Annotated in this window: 14 protein-coding genes; 5 read left to right on the top strand and 9 right to left on the bottom strand. The window is 68.8% G+C overall.

Going from position 1 to position 16523, the window contains the following annotated elements; translation table 11 throughout:
- Positions 1-19: 19 nt before the first annotated feature.
- Complete coding sequence (putA, locus tag ACIPQB_RS23685) at positions 20-3133, bottom strand: bifunctional proline dehydrogenase/L-glutamate gamma-semialdehyde dehydrogenase PutA (RefSeq protein WP_446487738.1); 3114 nt, start codon at positions 3131-3133, stop codon at positions 20-22.
- Positions 3134-3536: 403 nt separating this feature from the next.
- Here putA and ACIPQB_RS23690 point away from each other — a divergent pair, with 403 nt between their 5' ends.
- Positions 3537-4004, top strand: a complete 468-nt coding sequence (locus ACIPQB_RS23690; RefSeq protein WP_028039284.1) for an Lrp/AsnC ligand binding domain-containing protein — start codon at positions 3537-3539, stop codon at positions 4002-4004.
- Positions 4005-4014: 10 nt separating this feature from the next.
- On the opposite strand, the gene ACIPQB_RS23695 is transcribed toward ACIPQB_RS23690, so the two are convergent.
- Entirely contained in the window at positions 4015-4578 is a 564-nt protein-coding gene (locus ACIPQB_RS23695; RefSeq protein WP_446487703.1) for a CGNR zinc finger domain-containing protein, read from the bottom strand.
- A 96-nt stretch (positions 4579-4674) separates the two neighbouring features.
- Between ACIPQB_RS23695 and ACIPQB_RS23700 the strand changes: the two genes are divergently transcribed.
- Positions 4675-5175: a lipocalin-like domain-containing protein gene (locus ACIPQB_RS23700; RefSeq protein WP_446487704.1), complete on the top strand. Its 501-nt coding sequence runs from the start codon at positions 4675-4677 to the stop codon at positions 5173-5175.
- A 132-nt stretch (positions 5176-5307) separates the two neighbouring features.
- Here the strand turns inward: ACIPQB_RS23700 and ACIPQB_RS23705 are convergent, their stop codons facing one another.
- The 3 genes from ACIPQB_RS23705 to ACIPQB_RS23715 are packed head-to-tail and all read right to left on the bottom strand — an operon-like array spanning position 5308 to position 11086.
- The gene (locus tag ACIPQB_RS23705; RefSeq protein WP_446487739.1) at positions 5308-6723 is read right to left on the bottom strand and encodes an efflux transporter outer membrane subunit; all 1416 of its coding nucleotides are present in this window, start codon (positions 6721-6723) and stop codon (positions 5308-5310) included.
- Between the two features lie 13 nt (positions 6724-6736).
- Positions 6737-9886 carry an efflux RND transporter permease subunit gene (locus ACIPQB_RS23710; protein WP_446487705.1) on the bottom strand — a complete coding sequence of 1050 codons (3150 nt, stop codon included), beginning with the start codon at positions 9884-9886 and terminating at the stop codon, positions 6737-6739.
- Between the two features lie 12 nt (positions 9887-9898).
- The gene (locus ACIPQB_RS23715) at positions 9899-11086 is read right to left on the bottom strand and encodes an efflux RND transporter periplasmic adaptor subunit (RefSeq protein WP_446487706.1); all 1188 of its coding nucleotides are present in this window, start codon (positions 11084-11086) and stop codon (positions 9899-9901) included.
- Between the two features lie 186 nt (positions 11087-11272).
- Here ACIPQB_RS23715 and ACIPQB_RS23720 point away from each other — a divergent pair, with 186 nt between their 5' ends.
- Positions 11273-11872: a TetR/AcrR family transcriptional regulator gene (locus tag ACIPQB_RS23720; protein ID WP_446487707.1), complete on the top strand. Its 600-nt coding sequence runs from the start codon at positions 11273-11275 to the stop codon at positions 11870-11872.
- 151 nt (positions 11873-12023) lie between these two features.
- Entirely contained in the window at positions 12024-12767 is a 744-nt protein-coding gene (locus tag ACIPQB_RS23725) for a YceI family protein (RefSeq protein ID WP_446487708.1), read from the top strand.
- On the opposite strand, the gene ACIPQB_RS23730 is transcribed toward ACIPQB_RS23725, so the two are convergent.
- On the bottom strand, positions 12764-13132 hold the full coding sequence (locus ACIPQB_RS23730) for a YciI family protein (protein ID WP_446487709.1): 369 nt from the start codon (positions 13130-13132) through the stop codon (positions 12764-12766). The two genes, ACIPQB_RS23725 and ACIPQB_RS23730, sit on opposite strands and share 4 nt — an antisense overlap.
- 158 nt (positions 13133-13290) lie before the next feature.
- Between ACIPQB_RS23730 and ACIPQB_RS23735 the strand changes: the two genes are divergently transcribed.
- A complete protein-coding gene (locus ACIPQB_RS23735) occupies positions 13291-14211 on the top strand; it encodes a hypothetical protein (protein ID WP_446487710.1) in 921 nt (306 codons plus the stop codon).
- Between the two features lie 123 nt (positions 14212-14334).
- On the opposite strand, the gene ACIPQB_RS23740 is transcribed toward ACIPQB_RS23735, so the two are convergent.
- The 3 genes from ACIPQB_RS23740 to queC form a co-directional block, all read right to left on the bottom strand.
- Positions 14335-14700 (bottom strand): 6-pyruvoyl trahydropterin synthase family protein, encoded by a 366-nt coding sequence (locus tag ACIPQB_RS23740; RefSeq protein WP_446487711.1) that lies wholly within the window; start codon positions 14698-14700, stop codon positions 14335-14337.
- A 73-nt stretch (positions 14701-14773) separates the two neighbouring features.
- Positions 14774-15406 carry a 7-carboxy-7-deazaguanine synthase gene (gene queE, locus ACIPQB_RS23745; RefSeq protein WP_446487712.1) on the bottom strand — a complete coding sequence of 211 codons (633 nt, stop codon included), beginning with the start codon at positions 15404-15406 and terminating at the stop codon, positions 14774-14776.
- 157 nt (positions 15407-15563) lie between these two features.
- Positions 15564-16313: a 7-cyano-7-deazaguanine synthase QueC gene (gene queC, locus ACIPQB_RS23750; protein WP_446487713.1), complete on the bottom strand. Its 750-nt coding sequence runs from the start codon at positions 16311-16313 to the stop codon at positions 15564-15566.
- Between the last annotated feature and the right edge of the window lie 210 nt (positions 16314-16523).

Consider the following 16523-nt stretch of genomic DNA (forward strand, 5'->3'; position numbering starts at 1 on the left):
ATGGCCAATGCCGTCAAGGTCAGAGATTCAGCAGCGCCGGATCGCCGCCCTGGGCGGTGATGTTGACGCTCAGGGCCCGCTCGACCGCGTAGCGCAGCAGGGCGTGGGGGCCGCCGGCCTTGGGGCCGGTGCCCGACAGGCCCTCGCCGCCGAACGGCTGGACCCCGACCACCGCGCCGGTCATCGAGCGGTTGACGTAACAGTTCCCCGCCGGGACCAGGCGCTGGACCTCGGCCGCGAAGCTCTCGATCCGCGAGTGGACACCCAGAGTCAGGCCGTAGCGGCGGGCCGCCAGGGCGCCGGCGACGTGCTCCAGGTCCTCGGGCCGGTAGCGCACCACGTGCAGCACCGGACCGAACACCTCGCGCTCCAGGAAGTCGGCGGCGGGGATCTCGGCCAGGACCGGGGCGAAGAACGTGCCCGCTTCCGGCGCCGTCAGCTGGTGCAGGACCTTGGCCTCGCGGTTCAGGCGGACCAGGTGCTGGTCCAGCGCGGCCTTGGCCTCGGCGTCGATGACCGGGCCGACGTCGGTGACGGCCTGGGCAGGGTCGCCGAGGACCAGGGCGTCCATCGCGCCCTTCAGCCCCTCGATGACATGGTCGGCGGTGTCGTGCGGCAGGAACAGCAGCCGCAGGGCCGAGCAGCGCTGGCCGGCGCTGCCGAACGCCGACAGGATCACGTCGTCGATCACTTGCTCGCGCTGGGCGGTGGTGTCGACGAACATGCCGTTGAGGCCGCCCGTCTCGGCGATGAAGGGAACGATCGGGCCCTGCCTCTGGGCCAGGGTCTGGTTGATCCGCCAGGCCGTGTCGGTGCCGCCGGTGAAGGCCACGCCGTCCAGGCCCTCGTGGGCGGTCAGGGCCGCGCCGACCGTCTCGCCGCGTCCCGGCAGCAGGGCCAGCAGGCGGTGGTCCAGGCCCGCGGCGTGGTAGAGCTTCACCGCCTCCATGGCGATCAGCGGGGTCTGCTCGGCCGGCTTGGCCAGCACCGCGTTGCCGGCGGCCAGGGCCGCGGCGATCTGGCCGGTGAAGATGGCCAGCGGGAAGTTCCACGGGCTGATGCAGACAAAGACCCCGCGCCCGGCCAGGCGCAGGCTGTTGGCCTCGCCCACCGGGCCGGTCAGCACCTCGCCGGCCAGGCCGAACTGTTCCTGCGCCAGCTTGGCGTAGTAGCGACAGAAGTCGACGGCCTCGCGCACCTCGGCGATGGCGTCGGGCAGGGTCTTGCCGGCCTCGCGCGAGAGGATGGCGCACAGGCGCTCGATATTGGCCTCCAGGGCGTCGCCCATGGCGCGCAGCACCTCGGCGCGGGCCGGGCCCCCGGCTTGGTCCCAGGCGGGCTGGGCGGCGCGGGCCAGGCGGAAGGCCTGGTCGATCTGCGGCAGCTGGGCCTCGGAGACCACGCCGACGACGCGGTCGTGGTCGGTCGGGCTCTGCACCGGCATCGGCGGGGCGCCGGCGGTCAGCTTGCCGCCGACCAGCGGGCCGGCCGACAGGGTCAGCTTGTCCAGTTCGGCCACGTGGGCGGTCAGGCGGTCGCGGTCGGCCTTGACCGACAGGTCGAGACCCGCGCTGTTGCGGCGATCCGGGCCGTAGACGTCGACCGGCGTCGGGATCTTGGCGTGGCGGTCGGGATGGGCCTCCACGGCGGTGATCGGATCGACGACCACCTTCTCGACCGGCACCCGCTCGTCGAGCAGGGCGTGGACGAACGAGGTGTTGGCGCCGTTCTCCAGCAGGCGGCGGACCAGGTAGGGCAGCAGGTCCTCGTGGCCGCCGACCGGGGCGTAGGCCCGCAGGGTGATGCCGTCATAGAGGTCGTCGGCGGCCTTGTAGAGCGCCTCGCCCATGCCGTGCAGGCGCTGGTGCTCGATCCTGACGCCGGCGTTCTTCGACATCCGGACCACGGCGGCCAGGGTGTGGGCGTTGTGGGTGGCGAACTGGGCGTAGAGGTGCGGGGCGGCCGCGATCAGGGCCTTGGCGCAGACCAGGTACGACAGGTCGGTGGCCGGCTTGGTGGTGTAGACCGGATAGTCCGGCCGGCCCGCCACCTGGGCGCGCTTGATCTCGCTGTCCCAATAGGCGCCCTTGACCAGTCGGACCATCAACCTGCGACCGGTTTCCTTGGACAGGGCGGTCAGGCGGGCGATCACCTCGGGGCAGCGCTTCTGGTAGGCCTGGACGGCCAGGCCCAGGCCCGTCCACGCGCCCAACTCGGGTTCGCGGCACAGGCGGTCCAGAAGCTTCAGCGACAGCGCAAGTCTATCCGCTTCTTCGGCGTCGATGGTGAAGTTCAGGTCGTGCTTGGCGGCGATCTTGGCCAGGCGCAGGACGCGCGGATAGAGCTCGTCCCAGACGCGGGCTTCCTGCGTGGCTTCGTAGCGCGGCGTCAGGGCCGACAGCTTGACCGACACGCCGTGGCCGGCTTCCGGACCGGCCTTGTTGGACAGCTTGCCGACCGTCAGAATCGCGTCGGCATAGGCCTTTTCATAGCGGGCGGCGTCGGCGGCGGTGCGGGCGCCTTCGCCCAGCATGTCGAAGCTGCAGATGTCGCCGTCATTGGCGGCGCGCTTGATCGCGGCCTCGATCGTGCGGCCCAGCACGAACTGCTCGCCCATGATGCGGATGGCCTGGCCGACGGCGGCGCGGATCACCGGCTCGCCCAGGCGGCCGGCGATCTTCTTGATGAACCCCGGTAGGTCCTTCTGGGCCTGGTCGTCCGGTTCGACGATCTTGCCAGTCAGCATCAGGCCCCAGGTCGAGGCGTTGACGAACAGACTGTCGCTGCCGCCCAGGTGGCTGGCCCAGTCGGCCGAGCCGATCTTCTCGGCGATCAGCTTGTCGCGGGTGTCGTCGTCGGGGGTGCGCAGCAGGGCCTCGGCCAGGCACATCAGGGCCAGGCCCTCGCGGGTGCCGAGGCTGAACTCCTGCAGGAAGCTTTCGACCACGCCCTGCTTGCGGACGCTGCGACGGGCGCCCCGGACCAGGGCCTCGGCCTCGGCGCGGACGGCGGCGCGGTCCTCGCTGCTCAGGGGCTGGGCGGCCAGCAGGTCGGCGATCACCGCCGCCTCGTCGCGATACTTGCCGTCGTCCAGGGAGTCCCAATCGGTCATGGTCGCCTCGTTGGTGGATATCGTCGCTATATCCCCGGATTGTTCGAAGGTGCTTCGTTTGTTGTGCGCTCAGGCTGTACGATCTTCGGCGAAAGCGCGGGAAGACGCCGTCGGCTCCGGGCGCGCGACAGGCTGTCGCGGCGTGCGGGCGGCTTGGAGCATGGGCGGGAAGGGGAGAGGTGGGAAGGGACGCGATACGGGGGGAGGTCGCGCGTCCCTTCCGCTCTCACACGGCGCCGACGGGGGAGAGGGCGCCATGTCTGCGCTCCGCCGGGGGGATGGCGGAGGCTGGCCCTAGGTTCGCAGGGACGCCGGGGGGTGGCGGCCAAGCTCGCTAGGACGATCGAGGGTATAGGCCGGGCTATGGCGAAGGTGCTTTGTTTGTTGGTATGTAATTTCGAACGATCTTCGGTCGAAACGGAAAATAACCATGTCTGCTCTGGACGACACCGATCGCCGGCTGCTGCGGGTCCTGCAGGCCGACGGCCGCATCACCAACGCCGAGCTGGCCAAGCGCTGCAACCTGTCGCCGGCCGCCACCTTCGACCGCGTGCGGCGGCTGCGCGAGCGGGGCTTCATCACCGGCTACGCGGCCCTGCTCGACCCGGCCAAGGTCGACCGCGCCCTGCTGATCTTCGTGGAGGTGGTGCTGGACCGCACGACCGGCGAGGTGTTCGAGGACTTCGCCGCCGCTGTGCGCCGTGCGCCCGAGATCCTGGAATGCCACATGGTGGCCGGCGGCTTCGACTACCTGATCAAGGCCCGGGTGCGCGACATGGAGGCCTATCGCGGCTTCCTCGGCGACATCCTGGTCAAGATGCCGGGCGTGCGCGAGACGCGAACCTATGCGGTGCTCGAAGAGGTCAAGAGCACGGTGCAACTGCCGTTGTGAGCCGAGGCCGTCACGCCTTCTCCCGCTTTCGAAATTCCGCCGCCTTGGCCTTGTTGCCGCAGGCGTTCATCGAGCACCAGCGGCGGTCGCCCTTGCGCGAGGTGTCGACGAACAGCACCGCGCAGGGCGGACCCTCGCACTGGCGGATGCGGTCGGACTGGTCGCCGCCCAGCAGCTCGACGCCCTCGCGGGCCAGGACGGCCAGCAGGCCGCGGACATCGCCCTGCAGGCGCGCCCGGCCGTCCTCGTCCAGCCAGGGCGGGGCGGCGGGCAGGGCGGCGAAGCCGTTGATCAGCTCACGATCCGTGGCGGGCAGATCGCGGCCCTCGGCCCGCGCCAAGCCGAGCCGGTACAGCGCTTCACGCAGGCTTCGGGCCTGGATCAGGTTGCCCTCGGTCGCGCCCGGCGGCGCTTCGACCAAGGCGGCGACCAGCCAGCGGTCGAGGTCGGCCGGCGTCGCCAGCAGGTCCCTCGGCGCAGCGCCGAGCCGGCCGGTCACCGTCGCGGCGAGGTCCAGCGCCAGCCGTCCGCCGCGGAACTTGAAGCCGTCACGGATTTCCGCCTTCGCCGTCATGCTGCATCACCTCAGAAACCGGATTGACAGGTTATGGTGTGTCGTCGATCTTCCGCAAGTAACCTGACAGATAGGTTATTCAGCGGGAAAGGCGAAATGATGCGAACCCTGAAGGGCTTCTTCGCAGTGGCGTCGGCGTTGGCCGGCCTGCTCCTGGCCACGACGGCCGGCGCGGCCCAGCCGACGCTGGCCGGAACCTGGACCCTGGTGGCGGCGGACGACCTGCATCCGGACGGCACGCGCACCCACGGCTATGGCGAGCAGCCCAAGGGACGGCTGATCGTCGACGATCAAGGCCGCTACAGCCTGCAGATCTTCAAGGCCGAGCGGGTCCGGTTCGCCTCGGGCGACAAGCGCAAGGGCGCGCCGGCCGAGTACGAAAGCGCGGTGCTGGGCTCCAGCACCCACTACGGGACCATCGCCGTCGACGCTGCAGCCCACCTCCTGACCTTCACCATCGACGGCGCCTCCTATCCCAACTGGGAGGGCGCGCAGCAGAAGCGGCGCTATGAACTGAAGGGTGATGTGCTGAGCTATCAGGTGCCGGCCACGCCCGACGGGACGATCCCGATCTCGGTCTGGAAGCGGGAGCCGTAGCCTTCACGGCTGGCGGAGATCGGCATCGGCTGAAAGGATGAAGGGGCGCATGGGGGAATGCGCCCCTTCCGGCTTGGCGGCGTCGGGGGGAGACGCCGTTAGCGCCCCGCCGGGGTAGGCGGGGGATCGGGTTCAGGTCCCTGCGGGCGCGGCGGGCGCGCCGCCGCCGAGGGCCTTGTAGAGAGTGGCCAGATTGTTGGCCCGCACCAGGCGCGCGCCGATCAGGCCCTGCTGCGAGGTGTAGAGCGTGCGCTCGGAGTCCAGCAGGGTCAGGGAGCTGTCGATACCGGCGTTGTAGCGGGCCCGCGACAAGCGGACCGTGTCGTTGGCGGCGGCGACGAGGCGCTCCTGCGAGCTCACCCGGTCCTGGATCGTGGACTGCACGGCCAGGGCGTCGGCCACCTCGCGGAAGGCGGTCTGAACGGCCTTTTCGTACTGGGCGACGGCGATGTTGCGGCTGGCCTTGGCGCTGTCGAGATTGGCGACATTCGCCCCGCCGGCGAAGATCGGCAGGTTGATGCGCGGCGCGAAGCTCCAGGTCCCGTTGCCGCTGTCGAACAGGTTGCTCAGGTCGGTGCTCGCCCCGCCGGTCGAGGCCGTCAGGCTGATGCTGGGGAAGAAGGCCGCGCGGGCCGCGCCGATATTGGCGTTGGCTCCGGCCAGGGTGTGCTCGGCGGCCAGCACGTCGGGACGCCGGGTCAGAACGTCCGACGGCAAGCCGGCCGGCAGGTCGGGCAGGATCTGGGCGGTGACCAGGCCGCCGGCCGGCAGCAGGTCGGCCGGGACGTCGGTCCCGACCACCAGCCGCAGGGCGTTCCTGTCCTGCTCGACCTGGGCGACATAGGTCGCCACGTCCGAGCGGGCGGTTTCCGACAGGGTCTCGGCCTGGCGCAGATCCAGCTGCGAGGCCGCGCCGGCCTCGAACTGTCGCCGGATCAGCGTCAGGGACTGGTCGCGCGTGGCCAGGGTGTTCTGGGCCAAGGCCAGCAGGTCCTGGTCGGCGGCCAGGGCCAGCCAGGCGCTGGCGGTTTCGGCGATCAGGCTGATCTGCACCGAACGGCTGGTCTCGCGGGTGGCCAGATAGCTTTGCAGGGCCGCGTCCTTCAGGCTGCGCACCCGGCCGAAAAGGTCCAGCTCGTAGGCGGTGACCCCGACGCCGGCCGTATAGGATTCGACGTCGCGGGACACGCCCGGCTGGGTCAGGTCGCTCGCATTGCGGCCTTTGGCGCCGGTCGCCGTAGCGTTGACGCCCGGCAGCAGGGCCGCGCGCTCGACCCGATACTGGGCGCGGGCCTTCTCGATGTTGAGCACCGCCACGCGCAGGTCGCGGTTGTTGCTCAGCGCCAGGTCGATGACGCCCTGCAGGCGAGGGTCCTGGAACACCTCGCGCCAGCCCAGGTCTGCGGCGGTGACGGCCGAACCCGTATTGGCCGAAGCGATCGGCCAGGCGTTGTCCACCGCCAGGGCCGGGCGCACGGTCTTGGGCGCCAGGGTGCAGGCGCTGAGGGCCGAGGCGGCCAACAAGGCGAGGGTCAGGTTCCGCAGCATCGTCCTACGCATCTCAGTGGCCCTCGGCCGGGGTCGCGGCGGTCTCGTCGAGGCGGCGCGGTTTGGGTTTGAAGATCCGTTCCACCAGAACGAAGAACAGCGGCACGAAGAAGATCGCCAGGATGGTCGCCGACAGCATGCCGCCGATCACCCCGGTGCCGATGGCGTGTTGGCTGCCCGAGCCGGCCCCGTTGGAGATCGCCAGCGGCAGCACGCCGAAGACGAAGGCCAGCGAGGTCATGATGATCGGCCGCAGACGGATGCGGACCGCCTCCAGCGTGGCCTCGACCAGATTCCCGGTCCGCTCGTAGATGTCCTTGGCGAACTCGACGATCAGGATGGCGTTCTTGGACGCCAGGCCCATGGTCGTCAGCATGCCCACCTGGAAGTAGATGTCGTTGCTGAGGCCGCGCAGGGTGGTGGCCAGCAGGGCGCCGACAATGCCCAGCGGGATGACCATGATCACCGACAGCGGGATCGACCAGCTCTCATAGAGGGCCGCCAGCAGCAGGAACACCACCAGGACGGAGATGGCGTAGAGGGCCGGGGCCTGGTTGCCCGATTCCTGTTCCTGGGCCGACAGGCCGGTCCATTCGAAGCCGATGCCCGGCGGCAGCTTGGCGGCGATGGCCTCCATGGCCTTGATGGCGTCGCCCGAGCTTTTGCCCGGGGCCGGGGCGCCTTGGATGTTCATCGACGACAGGCCGTTATAGCGCTCCAGGCGCGGCGAGCCGTAGATCCAGCGAGTGGTGGCGAACGAATTGAACGGCGCCATGGTCCCGTTGCTGGTGCGGACGTACCAGTCGTTGAGGTCTTCCGGACGCATGCGGAAGGGCGCATCGGCCTGGACATAGACCTTCTTGACCCGGCCGCGGTCGATGAAGTCGTTGACGTAGGAACCGCCCCACGCGGCGCTAAGCGCAGCGTTGATGTCGGCGGTGGTCAGGCCCATCGCCCCGGCCTTGGCCTGGTCGATGTCGATCTTCAGCTGCGGGGTGTCGTCCTGGCCATTGGGACGCACGCCGGCCAGATTGGGATCCTGGGCGGCCATGCCCAGCACCTGGTTGCGCGCCGCCGTCAGGGCTTCGTGGCCGACGCCGCCGATGTCCTGCAGCTGGAAGTCGAAGCCCGACGAGGTGCCCAGTTCCGGCACGGCCGGCGGCACCACGGCGAAGACCATGGCGTCGCGGATCTGCATGAACTTGGCCATGGCCCGGCCTGCGAGGGCCGGCGCCTTGCGCTCGGCGGCCTTGCGTTCGTCGAAGTCCCTCAGGCGAATGAAGGCCAGGCCCGCGTTCTGCCCCGCGCCGCTGAAGCTGAACCCGGCGACGGTGAACACCGCCTGCACGGAGTCCTTCTCGTCGACCAGGAAGTGCGTGCGCACCTGGTCGAGCACGGCCTGGGTGCGGGCCTCCGGCGCGCCGGGCGGCAGCTGGACGAGGGTGAACATCGTGCCCTGGTCCTCTTCCGGCAGGAAGGCGGTGGGCAGGCGGACGAACAGGAAGCCCAGCAGCACGATGATCACGCCATAGACCAGCATTCCGCGGCCGGTCTTGCCCAGGATGCCGCGCACGGCGCCCTGGTAGCGGTGGCTCAGGTCGTTGAAGCTGCGATTGAACCAGCCGAAGAAGCCCTTGTCGGAAACGGTGTGGCCCTTGGTCACCGGCTTGAGCAGGGTGGCGCAGAGGGCCGGGGTCAGGATCAGGGCGACCATCACCGACAGGGCCATGGCCGAGACGATGGTGATCGAGAACTGGCGATAGATCACGCCCTGGGACCCGCCGAAGAAGGCCATGGGCACGAACACCGCGGCCAGCACCAGGGCGATGCCGATCAGGGCCCCGGTGATCTCGTCCATCGATTTGCGGGTCGCTTCGATCGGCGACAAGCCCTCTTCGCTCATCACCCGCTCGACGTTCTCGACCACGACGATGGCGTCGTCGACCAGCAGGCCGATGGCCAGCACCAGGCCGAACATGGTCAGGGTGTTGATCGAATAACCAAAGGCGGCCAGCACCCCGAACGTGCCCAGCAGCACGACCGGCACGGCGATGGTCGGGATCAGGGTCGCGCGCCAGTTCTGCAGGAACAGGAACATGACGATGAATACGAGGACGATGGCCTCGATCAGCGTCTTGACCACTTCCTCGATCGACAGCCGCACGAACGGCGTGGAGTCATAGGGGACCACGTACCGGTAGCTGGCCGGGAAGTTCTTGGAGAGCTCTTCGACCCGCGCCTTGACTGCGTCGGCGGTGTCGAGCGCATTGGCTCCTGGCGCCAGCCGGATGGCCAGGCCGGCGGCCGGCTTGCCGTTGTACTTGGCGGCGAAACCGTAGTTTTCCGCGCCCAGCTCGACCCGAGCGACGTCGCGCAGATGCACGATGGCCCCGCCGGCGCTGTTCTTGACGATGATGTTCTCGAATTCGGCCGGCGTGGTCAGGCGCGACTGGGCCGTGATCGTGGCGTTGAGGCCGATGCCCGGCAGGTTGGGCACGCCGCCCAGCTGACCGGCCGAGACCTGGGCGTTTTGGGCCCTGATGGCGGCCTGCACGTCGGCGGGGGTCAGGCTGAAGCTGGCCAGCTTGATCGGGTCCAGCCAGATGCGCATGGCGTATTGCGCGCCGAACAGCTGGATTTCACCGACGCCGTCGACGCGGCTCAACGGGTCCTGCAGGTTGCTGGCGATGTAGTCCGCCAGGTCGGTGTTGGTGGTCTTCGGATCTTCCGAATACATGCCGATGATGAGCAGGAAGTTGCGGGCCGACTTGGTGACCGTCAGGCCCTGCTGCTGCACTTCCTGCGGCAGAAGCGCCGTGGCCGTCTGCAGCTTGTTCTGCACCTGCACCTGGGCGATGTCGATGTTGGTGCCGGCCTTGAAGGTCAGGGTCGTGGTCGCCGCGCCGGAGCTGTCGCTGTTCGACGACATGTATTCCAGTCCGTCCAGGCCCTTCATCTTCTGTTCGATGACCTGGGTGACGCTGTCCTCGACGGTCTTGGCCGAGGCGCCGGGATAGACCGCGGCGACCGAGACCTGGGGCAGGGCGATGTTGGGATACTGGGCGATCGGCAGGGTGCGGATAGCTAGCGCCCCCGCCAGCATGATGACGATGGCCACGACCCACGCGAAGATCGGCCGGTCGATGAAGAAGCGGGAAAGCATGGCGGACCGGCCTTAGCGTTGAACAGAAGCGGGGGCGGTGATGACGGCGGGCTTCACGGGAGCGCCCGGCCGGACCTTTTGCAGGCCCTCGACGATGACCTGCTCGCCGGGCTTGAGGCCCGAGGTCACCAGCCACTTGTCGCCGATCGTCTGGGAGGTGGTGATCGGGCGCGGCTCAGCCGCGCCCTTGGCCCCGACCACCATGACGGTGGCGTTGCCCGTGGGATCGCGGCTGACCGCGGCCTGCGGGATCAAGATGCCGGCGTTGGCCACGCCCTTGCCGAGCACGGCGCGGACATACATGCCCGGCAGCAGCACGCCGTTGGGATTGTCGAAGGTGGCGCGCAGGCCGACCGAGCCGGTGGTCGGATCGACGGTGACGTCGGAGAACTCCAGCCGGCCCGGAAGCGGATAGGTCGAGCCGTCCTCCAGCTTCAGGGTCACCTGGGCCGAGCCGGAGCGGCCCAGCTGTCCGGTGGCCAGGTCGCGCTGCAGCTTGAGCATGTCGGCCGAGGACTGGGTCAGATCGACATAGATCTTCGACAGGTCCTGCACCGTGGCCAGGGCGGTGGCCTGGCTGGCTGTGACCAGGGCCCCCGGCGTCACCGAGCTCTTGCCGATGCGGCCGGAGATCGGGGCCAGCACGCGGGTGTAGCCGAGATTGATGCGGGCGGTCTCGACCGCGGCCTTCTGGGCGGCGACATTGGCGGCGGCCTGCTGGGCGGCGGCCTGGGCGTCGTCGTTGTCCTGCTTGCTGACGGCGTTGATCTCGACCAGGCCCTTGTAGCGTTCGGCCTTCAGCCGCGCGGCGGTGGCGGTGGCCTGGGCCTGGGCGAGACCGGCCGCGGCGCTGTTGTAGGCGGCCTGATAGGTGGCCGGGTCGATCTGGTACAGCGGCTGGCCGGCGCGCACATTGCCGCCTTCGGTGAACAGCCGGGCCTTGATGATGCCGCTGACCTGCGGCCGCACTTCCGAGACCAGGTGGGCCGAGGTGCGGCCGGTCAGTTCCGAGGTCAGGGTGACCGGTTCGGTCTTGACGACGACCACGCCCACCGGCGCGGGACCGCCGGGGCCCATGCCCGCGCCCCCGGCCCCGCCGCCTTTGCCTTGACCGCAGGCCGCCAGGGTCAGCGCGACGGCCGCCAGGGCGGCGGCCGACAGAGCGCCCGACCGGGCGGCGCGAGAGCAATCGAAGGACATACGGAACCCCAGGAGCGACAGGGGGTCGCAGGCCTGAAGCCTTGACGACGCCCTGATGGTGACCACATGAGAATGAACGCTCATTCTCAATCGGGCTGGACATAGGTCCGAGGTTATCGCAAGTCAACCTCGGGGGTTCCGTCCTGTTTGACGTGACGGAAATTTAATTGGGATGCGAAGCTTCCGATGATCGACGAAGGGCATATGGCGATCCGGCCGACACCGGAGACGCGGCGGCAGCAGATTCTGGATGCGGCCTGCGACTGCGTGCGCCAGGCCGGTTTCCACGGGGCCAGCATGGCCGAGATCGCCAAGGCCGCCGGTCTGAGCGTCGGCCAGATCTATCGCTACTTCGACAACAAGGAAGCGATCATCGCCGCCATCGTTGCCCAGGACCTGGCCGAGATGCGCGAAAAGTTCGCCGAGATGGAGAACCGGCCTGGCGTCCTGCTGGACGCCATCGTCGATCATCTGCCCGAAGCCATCGAGAAGTGCTTCGATCCGGGCCGCGCGGCCCTGGTGCTCGAGGTCCTGGCCGAGGCGGCGCGCAATCCGAAGGTCGCCGCCATCGTCCGCGCCGCCGACGAGCAGGAACGGGCGCTCGTCCGGGCGATGACCGCGCGCAGCCGCAAGCCCGAATGGACCGACGCCGAGTTCCAAGCCCGTTGCGAAGTGATCGGTATGCTGTTCGACGGCATGGTGATGCGGGCGGTCAATCACCCCGACACCGACCGCGAAGCCCTGGCGCAGGTGGTCGAGGCCACGATGCGGCAACTGATGAGCTGAGGCTCCTCTCGCTCAGGCGGACAAAAAATGCATCCCCCTGTCGGATCGCGCTCCCGTCGTCCGTCCTTCGCATGACACCAGCTTTCGTCGCGACTAGACGTTGAGTGCGGCGGCTGGTCATATCGATGGACATTAGGTCCCGGAGGAAAGCATGACCGATCCGATCCGCCTGTCGCCCAACCTGTCGCCCGCCGGGCGGGCCCTGTTGCTGGCGACCGCCGTCGCCGCTCTAGCGGCCTGCTCGCCGCCGACGGCGAAGAAGACGGAAGCGCCGCCGCCCGCCGCCGCCCCCGCTCCCGCCAAGCCGGCCGCGCCGCAGGTCCCGGCCGGCGACTACAAGCTGGACAAGGCCCACGCCAACCTGGAGTTCAAGGTCAACCACCTGGGCTTTTCGCACTACACCGCGCGGTTCTCGGACTTCGACGCCAGCCTGAAGTTCGACCCGGCCAATCCTGCGGCCTCCAGCGTCGAGGCGACCATCGATCCGCGCTCGCTGGAACTGCCGACCCCGCCGGCCGGCTTCAAGACCGAATTGACCGGACCCCAGTGGCTGGACGCCGGCAAGTATCCCGCCATCACCTTCCGCTCGACCAAGGTCGAAGTGACGGGGACCAACACGGCCAAGATCACCGGCGACTTCACCCTGCACGGGGTGACCAAGCCGGTGGTGCTGGAGGCGACCTTCAACGGCGGCTATGCCGGCCATCCGATGGACCCGCACGCCCGCATCGGCTTCTCGGCCCATGGGGTGTTCAACCGCTCGGAGTTCGGCATGGGCTTCGGCGTCCCGGCGCCGGGCACGACCATGGGCGTCGGCGACGCGGTCGAGGTGCAGATCGAGGCCGAGTTCAGCGGTCCGCCGCTGGCGTCCGCCCCCGCTGCTCCGGCCAACTAGCCGACCGCCGCTCCAGGCAGGTAAAGCGACATCGGCCGCACCTCGTACGCCCCCGTCGGATTGGCCTCGCCAAGCTGGCGGGCGGCGTCGAGGGCCTCGTCCATCGAGGCGACATCGACGACATAGAAGCCGAGGAACTGCTCCTTGGTCTCGGCATAGGGGCCATCGACGACGAACGGGGCGTCGCCCTTGACCAGGGTCTTGGCCGTGCCCGTGGCCTTCAGCCGGCCGGACGGCCCCAGCTTGCCCTCGGCCGACAGCTTGTCATGGACCACCGAGAGACGGGCCATCACGGCGTCGTCCTCTTCCTGACTCCAGCCCGTGACCATGGTCTCGTTGTTGTAGCAGAGCAGCATGTAGAGCATTCGCGGCCTTCCCGACGTCATCGGACGCTAGGGATAGGGCAGGTCCGCGCGAGAAGAAAGACCGACATTCTCCAAGCCTGTCGGTGGGCTGGTCGATGCAGACTTGACCGACCTGTAGTGGCCATTATCAATCACCGCGTGTAAGTTCGGGGATGGAAATGCGCGTCGGAATCTTGGCGGCTGCAATGGCGGCGACTGTCTGCACGGCGGCTCAACCCGTTCTGGCCGCATGGCGCTATGCCCCGGTGGAAATGTACCACCCGACCTACTGGTCCACCGACATCCGGCGCGACGGCGACCAGGCCGAGTTTTCGAGCATCAGGCTGCAGGGCCTGAGTCAGGCCGACGGGATTTTGGTGTGGCGCAAGCTCGTGCGAATCGACTGCGCTTGGGGCGTGGGCCGCGAGAGTTGGGCTGCTATCGGCCGGCCGCTCGGCGCACCTGAAAAGGATTCCACCCCTCCCAAGGACTGGGATCGGGCCAAGTTCTTCGGCGATCCGCAGGATCCCAACTCGGCCGCCGCCTTCGCCTGCTCGAATCCAACAGGTCCCTATCCCTCCCTGGCCGCCGCCGTGAAGGACGGCATCGGCCGGTTCGGCTACGACGTCGAGGCCGCCTATAAGGTCGATACGCCGCCGCCGCCGATCATCAGCGCCTACGAAGAGATCACCGAGACGCCGCCGCCGTTCGACCCGCCCGGCCCCTTGGACTTGATCTGGAGGGCGGGGGACAAAGCGGTTTTCGTATCCGCCCGGTCGGTCAAGCGCCAGGGCAAGACGGTCACCGCCCAGGCGATCTGGGTCGCGGGCGTTGGCCGCGCGAAGACGGACCAAGTCTATCTGCTGAGGGACTTCGAGGTGGATTGCGGATCGGGCGCGTTCGCGCAATCGACCCGCGTCAGCTGGCCTGGCGTGAGGGTGTACATCCCAAGCGAGCCTCGTCCGCGGAAGCCTGTCGCGACGCCGTCGGATGGCCCCGAAGCCCGGCTGCTTGCGACCGTCTGTGAAGGACGCGCGGCGTTGCAGCAGTTGAAAGCCACGGGCGAACTGGGCGACTTTGCCGCCGCGCCGGCCAACTAAATCCGCTCATCCCGACAAATGCCGGAAGCCAGGCGAGTTGACTGCGAGTTCCCGGTCGTCTCGCTCGCAAGCGCCAGCTCGGATGGGCCGCTTGGGTTCCGGCGTCGCCGGATGAGCGGGTATTTAAAGGACCAGCGCGCAGCTCTCGCCGATCGTCGGGCGCGACACCACCACCCGCGACAGGCCGGGGAACTGCGGCGTCAGGCGGTCGGCGAAATAGAGGCAGATCCGCTCCAGGGTCGGGCTTTCCAGGCCGGCGCGGTCGTTGAGCAGGCCGTGGTCCAGCTCGGCGGCCACGGCCTTGAGGGCGGCGTCCAGGCCGTCGAGGTCGGCGACCCAGCCGGCGTCCTGCATCGCTCCGCGCACGCTGGCCTCGACCTTGAACGAGTGGCCGTGCAGCTTGCGGTAGCGATGGTCGGCAGGACCTTGCTCGATATAGTGGGCCGCGTCGAAATGCGCGGCCTTCGTGATCTCGAAGACGGGCTTCATCAGGTACTTCTTTTGACAAGGCCTGGGAGGCTCTAGCGGCTCGACCCTGTCACTAGGTCGAGCGCCTTATCCGTCAGGGCAGGCCGAGATATTTGTGCGTCTGGACGCTTAAACGCCATTGTGGGTGCGAAAGGCAATAGGCGACGGCCAATTGGGTGTTGCGCTCGCGGTCGGGCCCGTCCATCGGCTGCAGGTAGAAGCGCTCGAAATCCAGGCCCGCGAAGCGTTCGGGCAAGGCCTTGGCCTGCGGATAGACCAGCTTCAACTCCTGGCCGCGCGTCTGCACGACCGGGGCGTCGGCCTTAGGGCTGACGCAGACCCAGTCGATCCCCTCGGGGGCTTCGACGGTGCCGTTGGTCTCGACCGCGATCATGAAGCCGCGGGCATGGAAGGCGTCGATGGCCTCGGCGTCCAATTGCAGCAGCGGCTCGCCGCCGGTGCAGACCACCAGGCGGTCATCCGGCCCGCCGGTCCAGGCGGCCTCGACCGCGTCGACCAGGGCCTGCGCCGTCGTGAACTTGCCGCCGCCCTCGCCGTCGGTCCCGACGAAGTCGGTGTCGCAGAAGGTGCAGACGGCCTTGGCCCGGTCCTGCTCGCGGCCGGTCCACAGGTTGCAGCCGGCGAACCGACAGAACACCGCCGCCTTGCCCGCCTGCCCGCCCTCGCCCTGCAGGGTGAGGAAGATCTCCTTGACGCTGTAGGTCATGGGCGCGGCGTCGCTCCCTTCCCCCTGGAGGGGGGAAGGGCTGGGGATGGGGGTGGAAGCGGTTGAGGATGAAGTCCGAGCGCAGCAGCTTCCGCCAGCGGCGCCACCCCCACCCCCGGCCCCTCCCCCCTCCAGGGGGAGGGGAGGCCGTGCGCGCTCATGCCAGCACCTGCCGCCCGCCAGCGTCCCATTCTTCATACCCGCGCTGCCGCAGCTCGCAGGCCGGGCATTCGCCGCAGCCATGGCCCCAGGGGTGAAGTTCGCCGCGTTCGCCCTGGTAGCAGGTGTGGCTCTCGACCACGAGCAGGTCGAGCAGGTCCTCGCCGCCGAGCTGCTTGGCCAGGGCCCAGGTCTGCGCCTTTGTCAGCTTCATCAGCGGCGTCTCGATGACGAAGTCGCGGTCCATGCCCAGGTTCAGGGCGCTCTGCATGGCGTCCAGGGTGTCGCGGCGGCAGTCGGGATAGCCGGAGAAATCGGTCTCGCACATCCCCCCGACCAGGGCGCCCAGGCCCCGGCGGTCGGCCAGGGCGGCGGCGTAGATCAGGAACACCAGGTTGCGGCCGGGCACGAAGGTCGAGGGCAGGCCGCGCTCGGTCATCTCGATGGCGACGTCGGCGGTCAGGGCCGACTGGGCCACGGCGCCGAAGCCGGTCAGGTCCAGCACATGGTCCTCGCCCAGGCGCTGCGCCCAATGCGGAAAGCGTTCGGCCATCTGGCGGCGCACCGACTGGCGGGCCTGCATCTCGATCACGTGGCGCTGGCCGTAGTCGAAGCCGACGGTCTCGACCCGGGCGTAGCGCTCCAGGGCCCAGGCCAGGCAGACGCTGCTGTCCTGGCCGCCGGAGAACAGCACCAGGGCGGCCTCGGCGCGCGCGGGCTCCGCGGAAACATGAAGGGTGTTGGACATCGGCCGTCTCTAGCACAGGGCCGCCGTCCACCGAAATGGTCGAGAATCGATCGTCGACGGTTGTATGCGCCAAGATCTTCCGGGTCGTCCGCCGAGATTGACCTAACGTCAACCGAGACATCCATTTTCGTCATCGGGGCGGAAACTTGCCGCGCCAGAAGACTATGACGTTAGGTAAAGTGAAAAGGCGTAACCTATCAATGGTTACTT

The organism is Caulobacter sp. LARHSG274 (assembly GCF_052871235.1).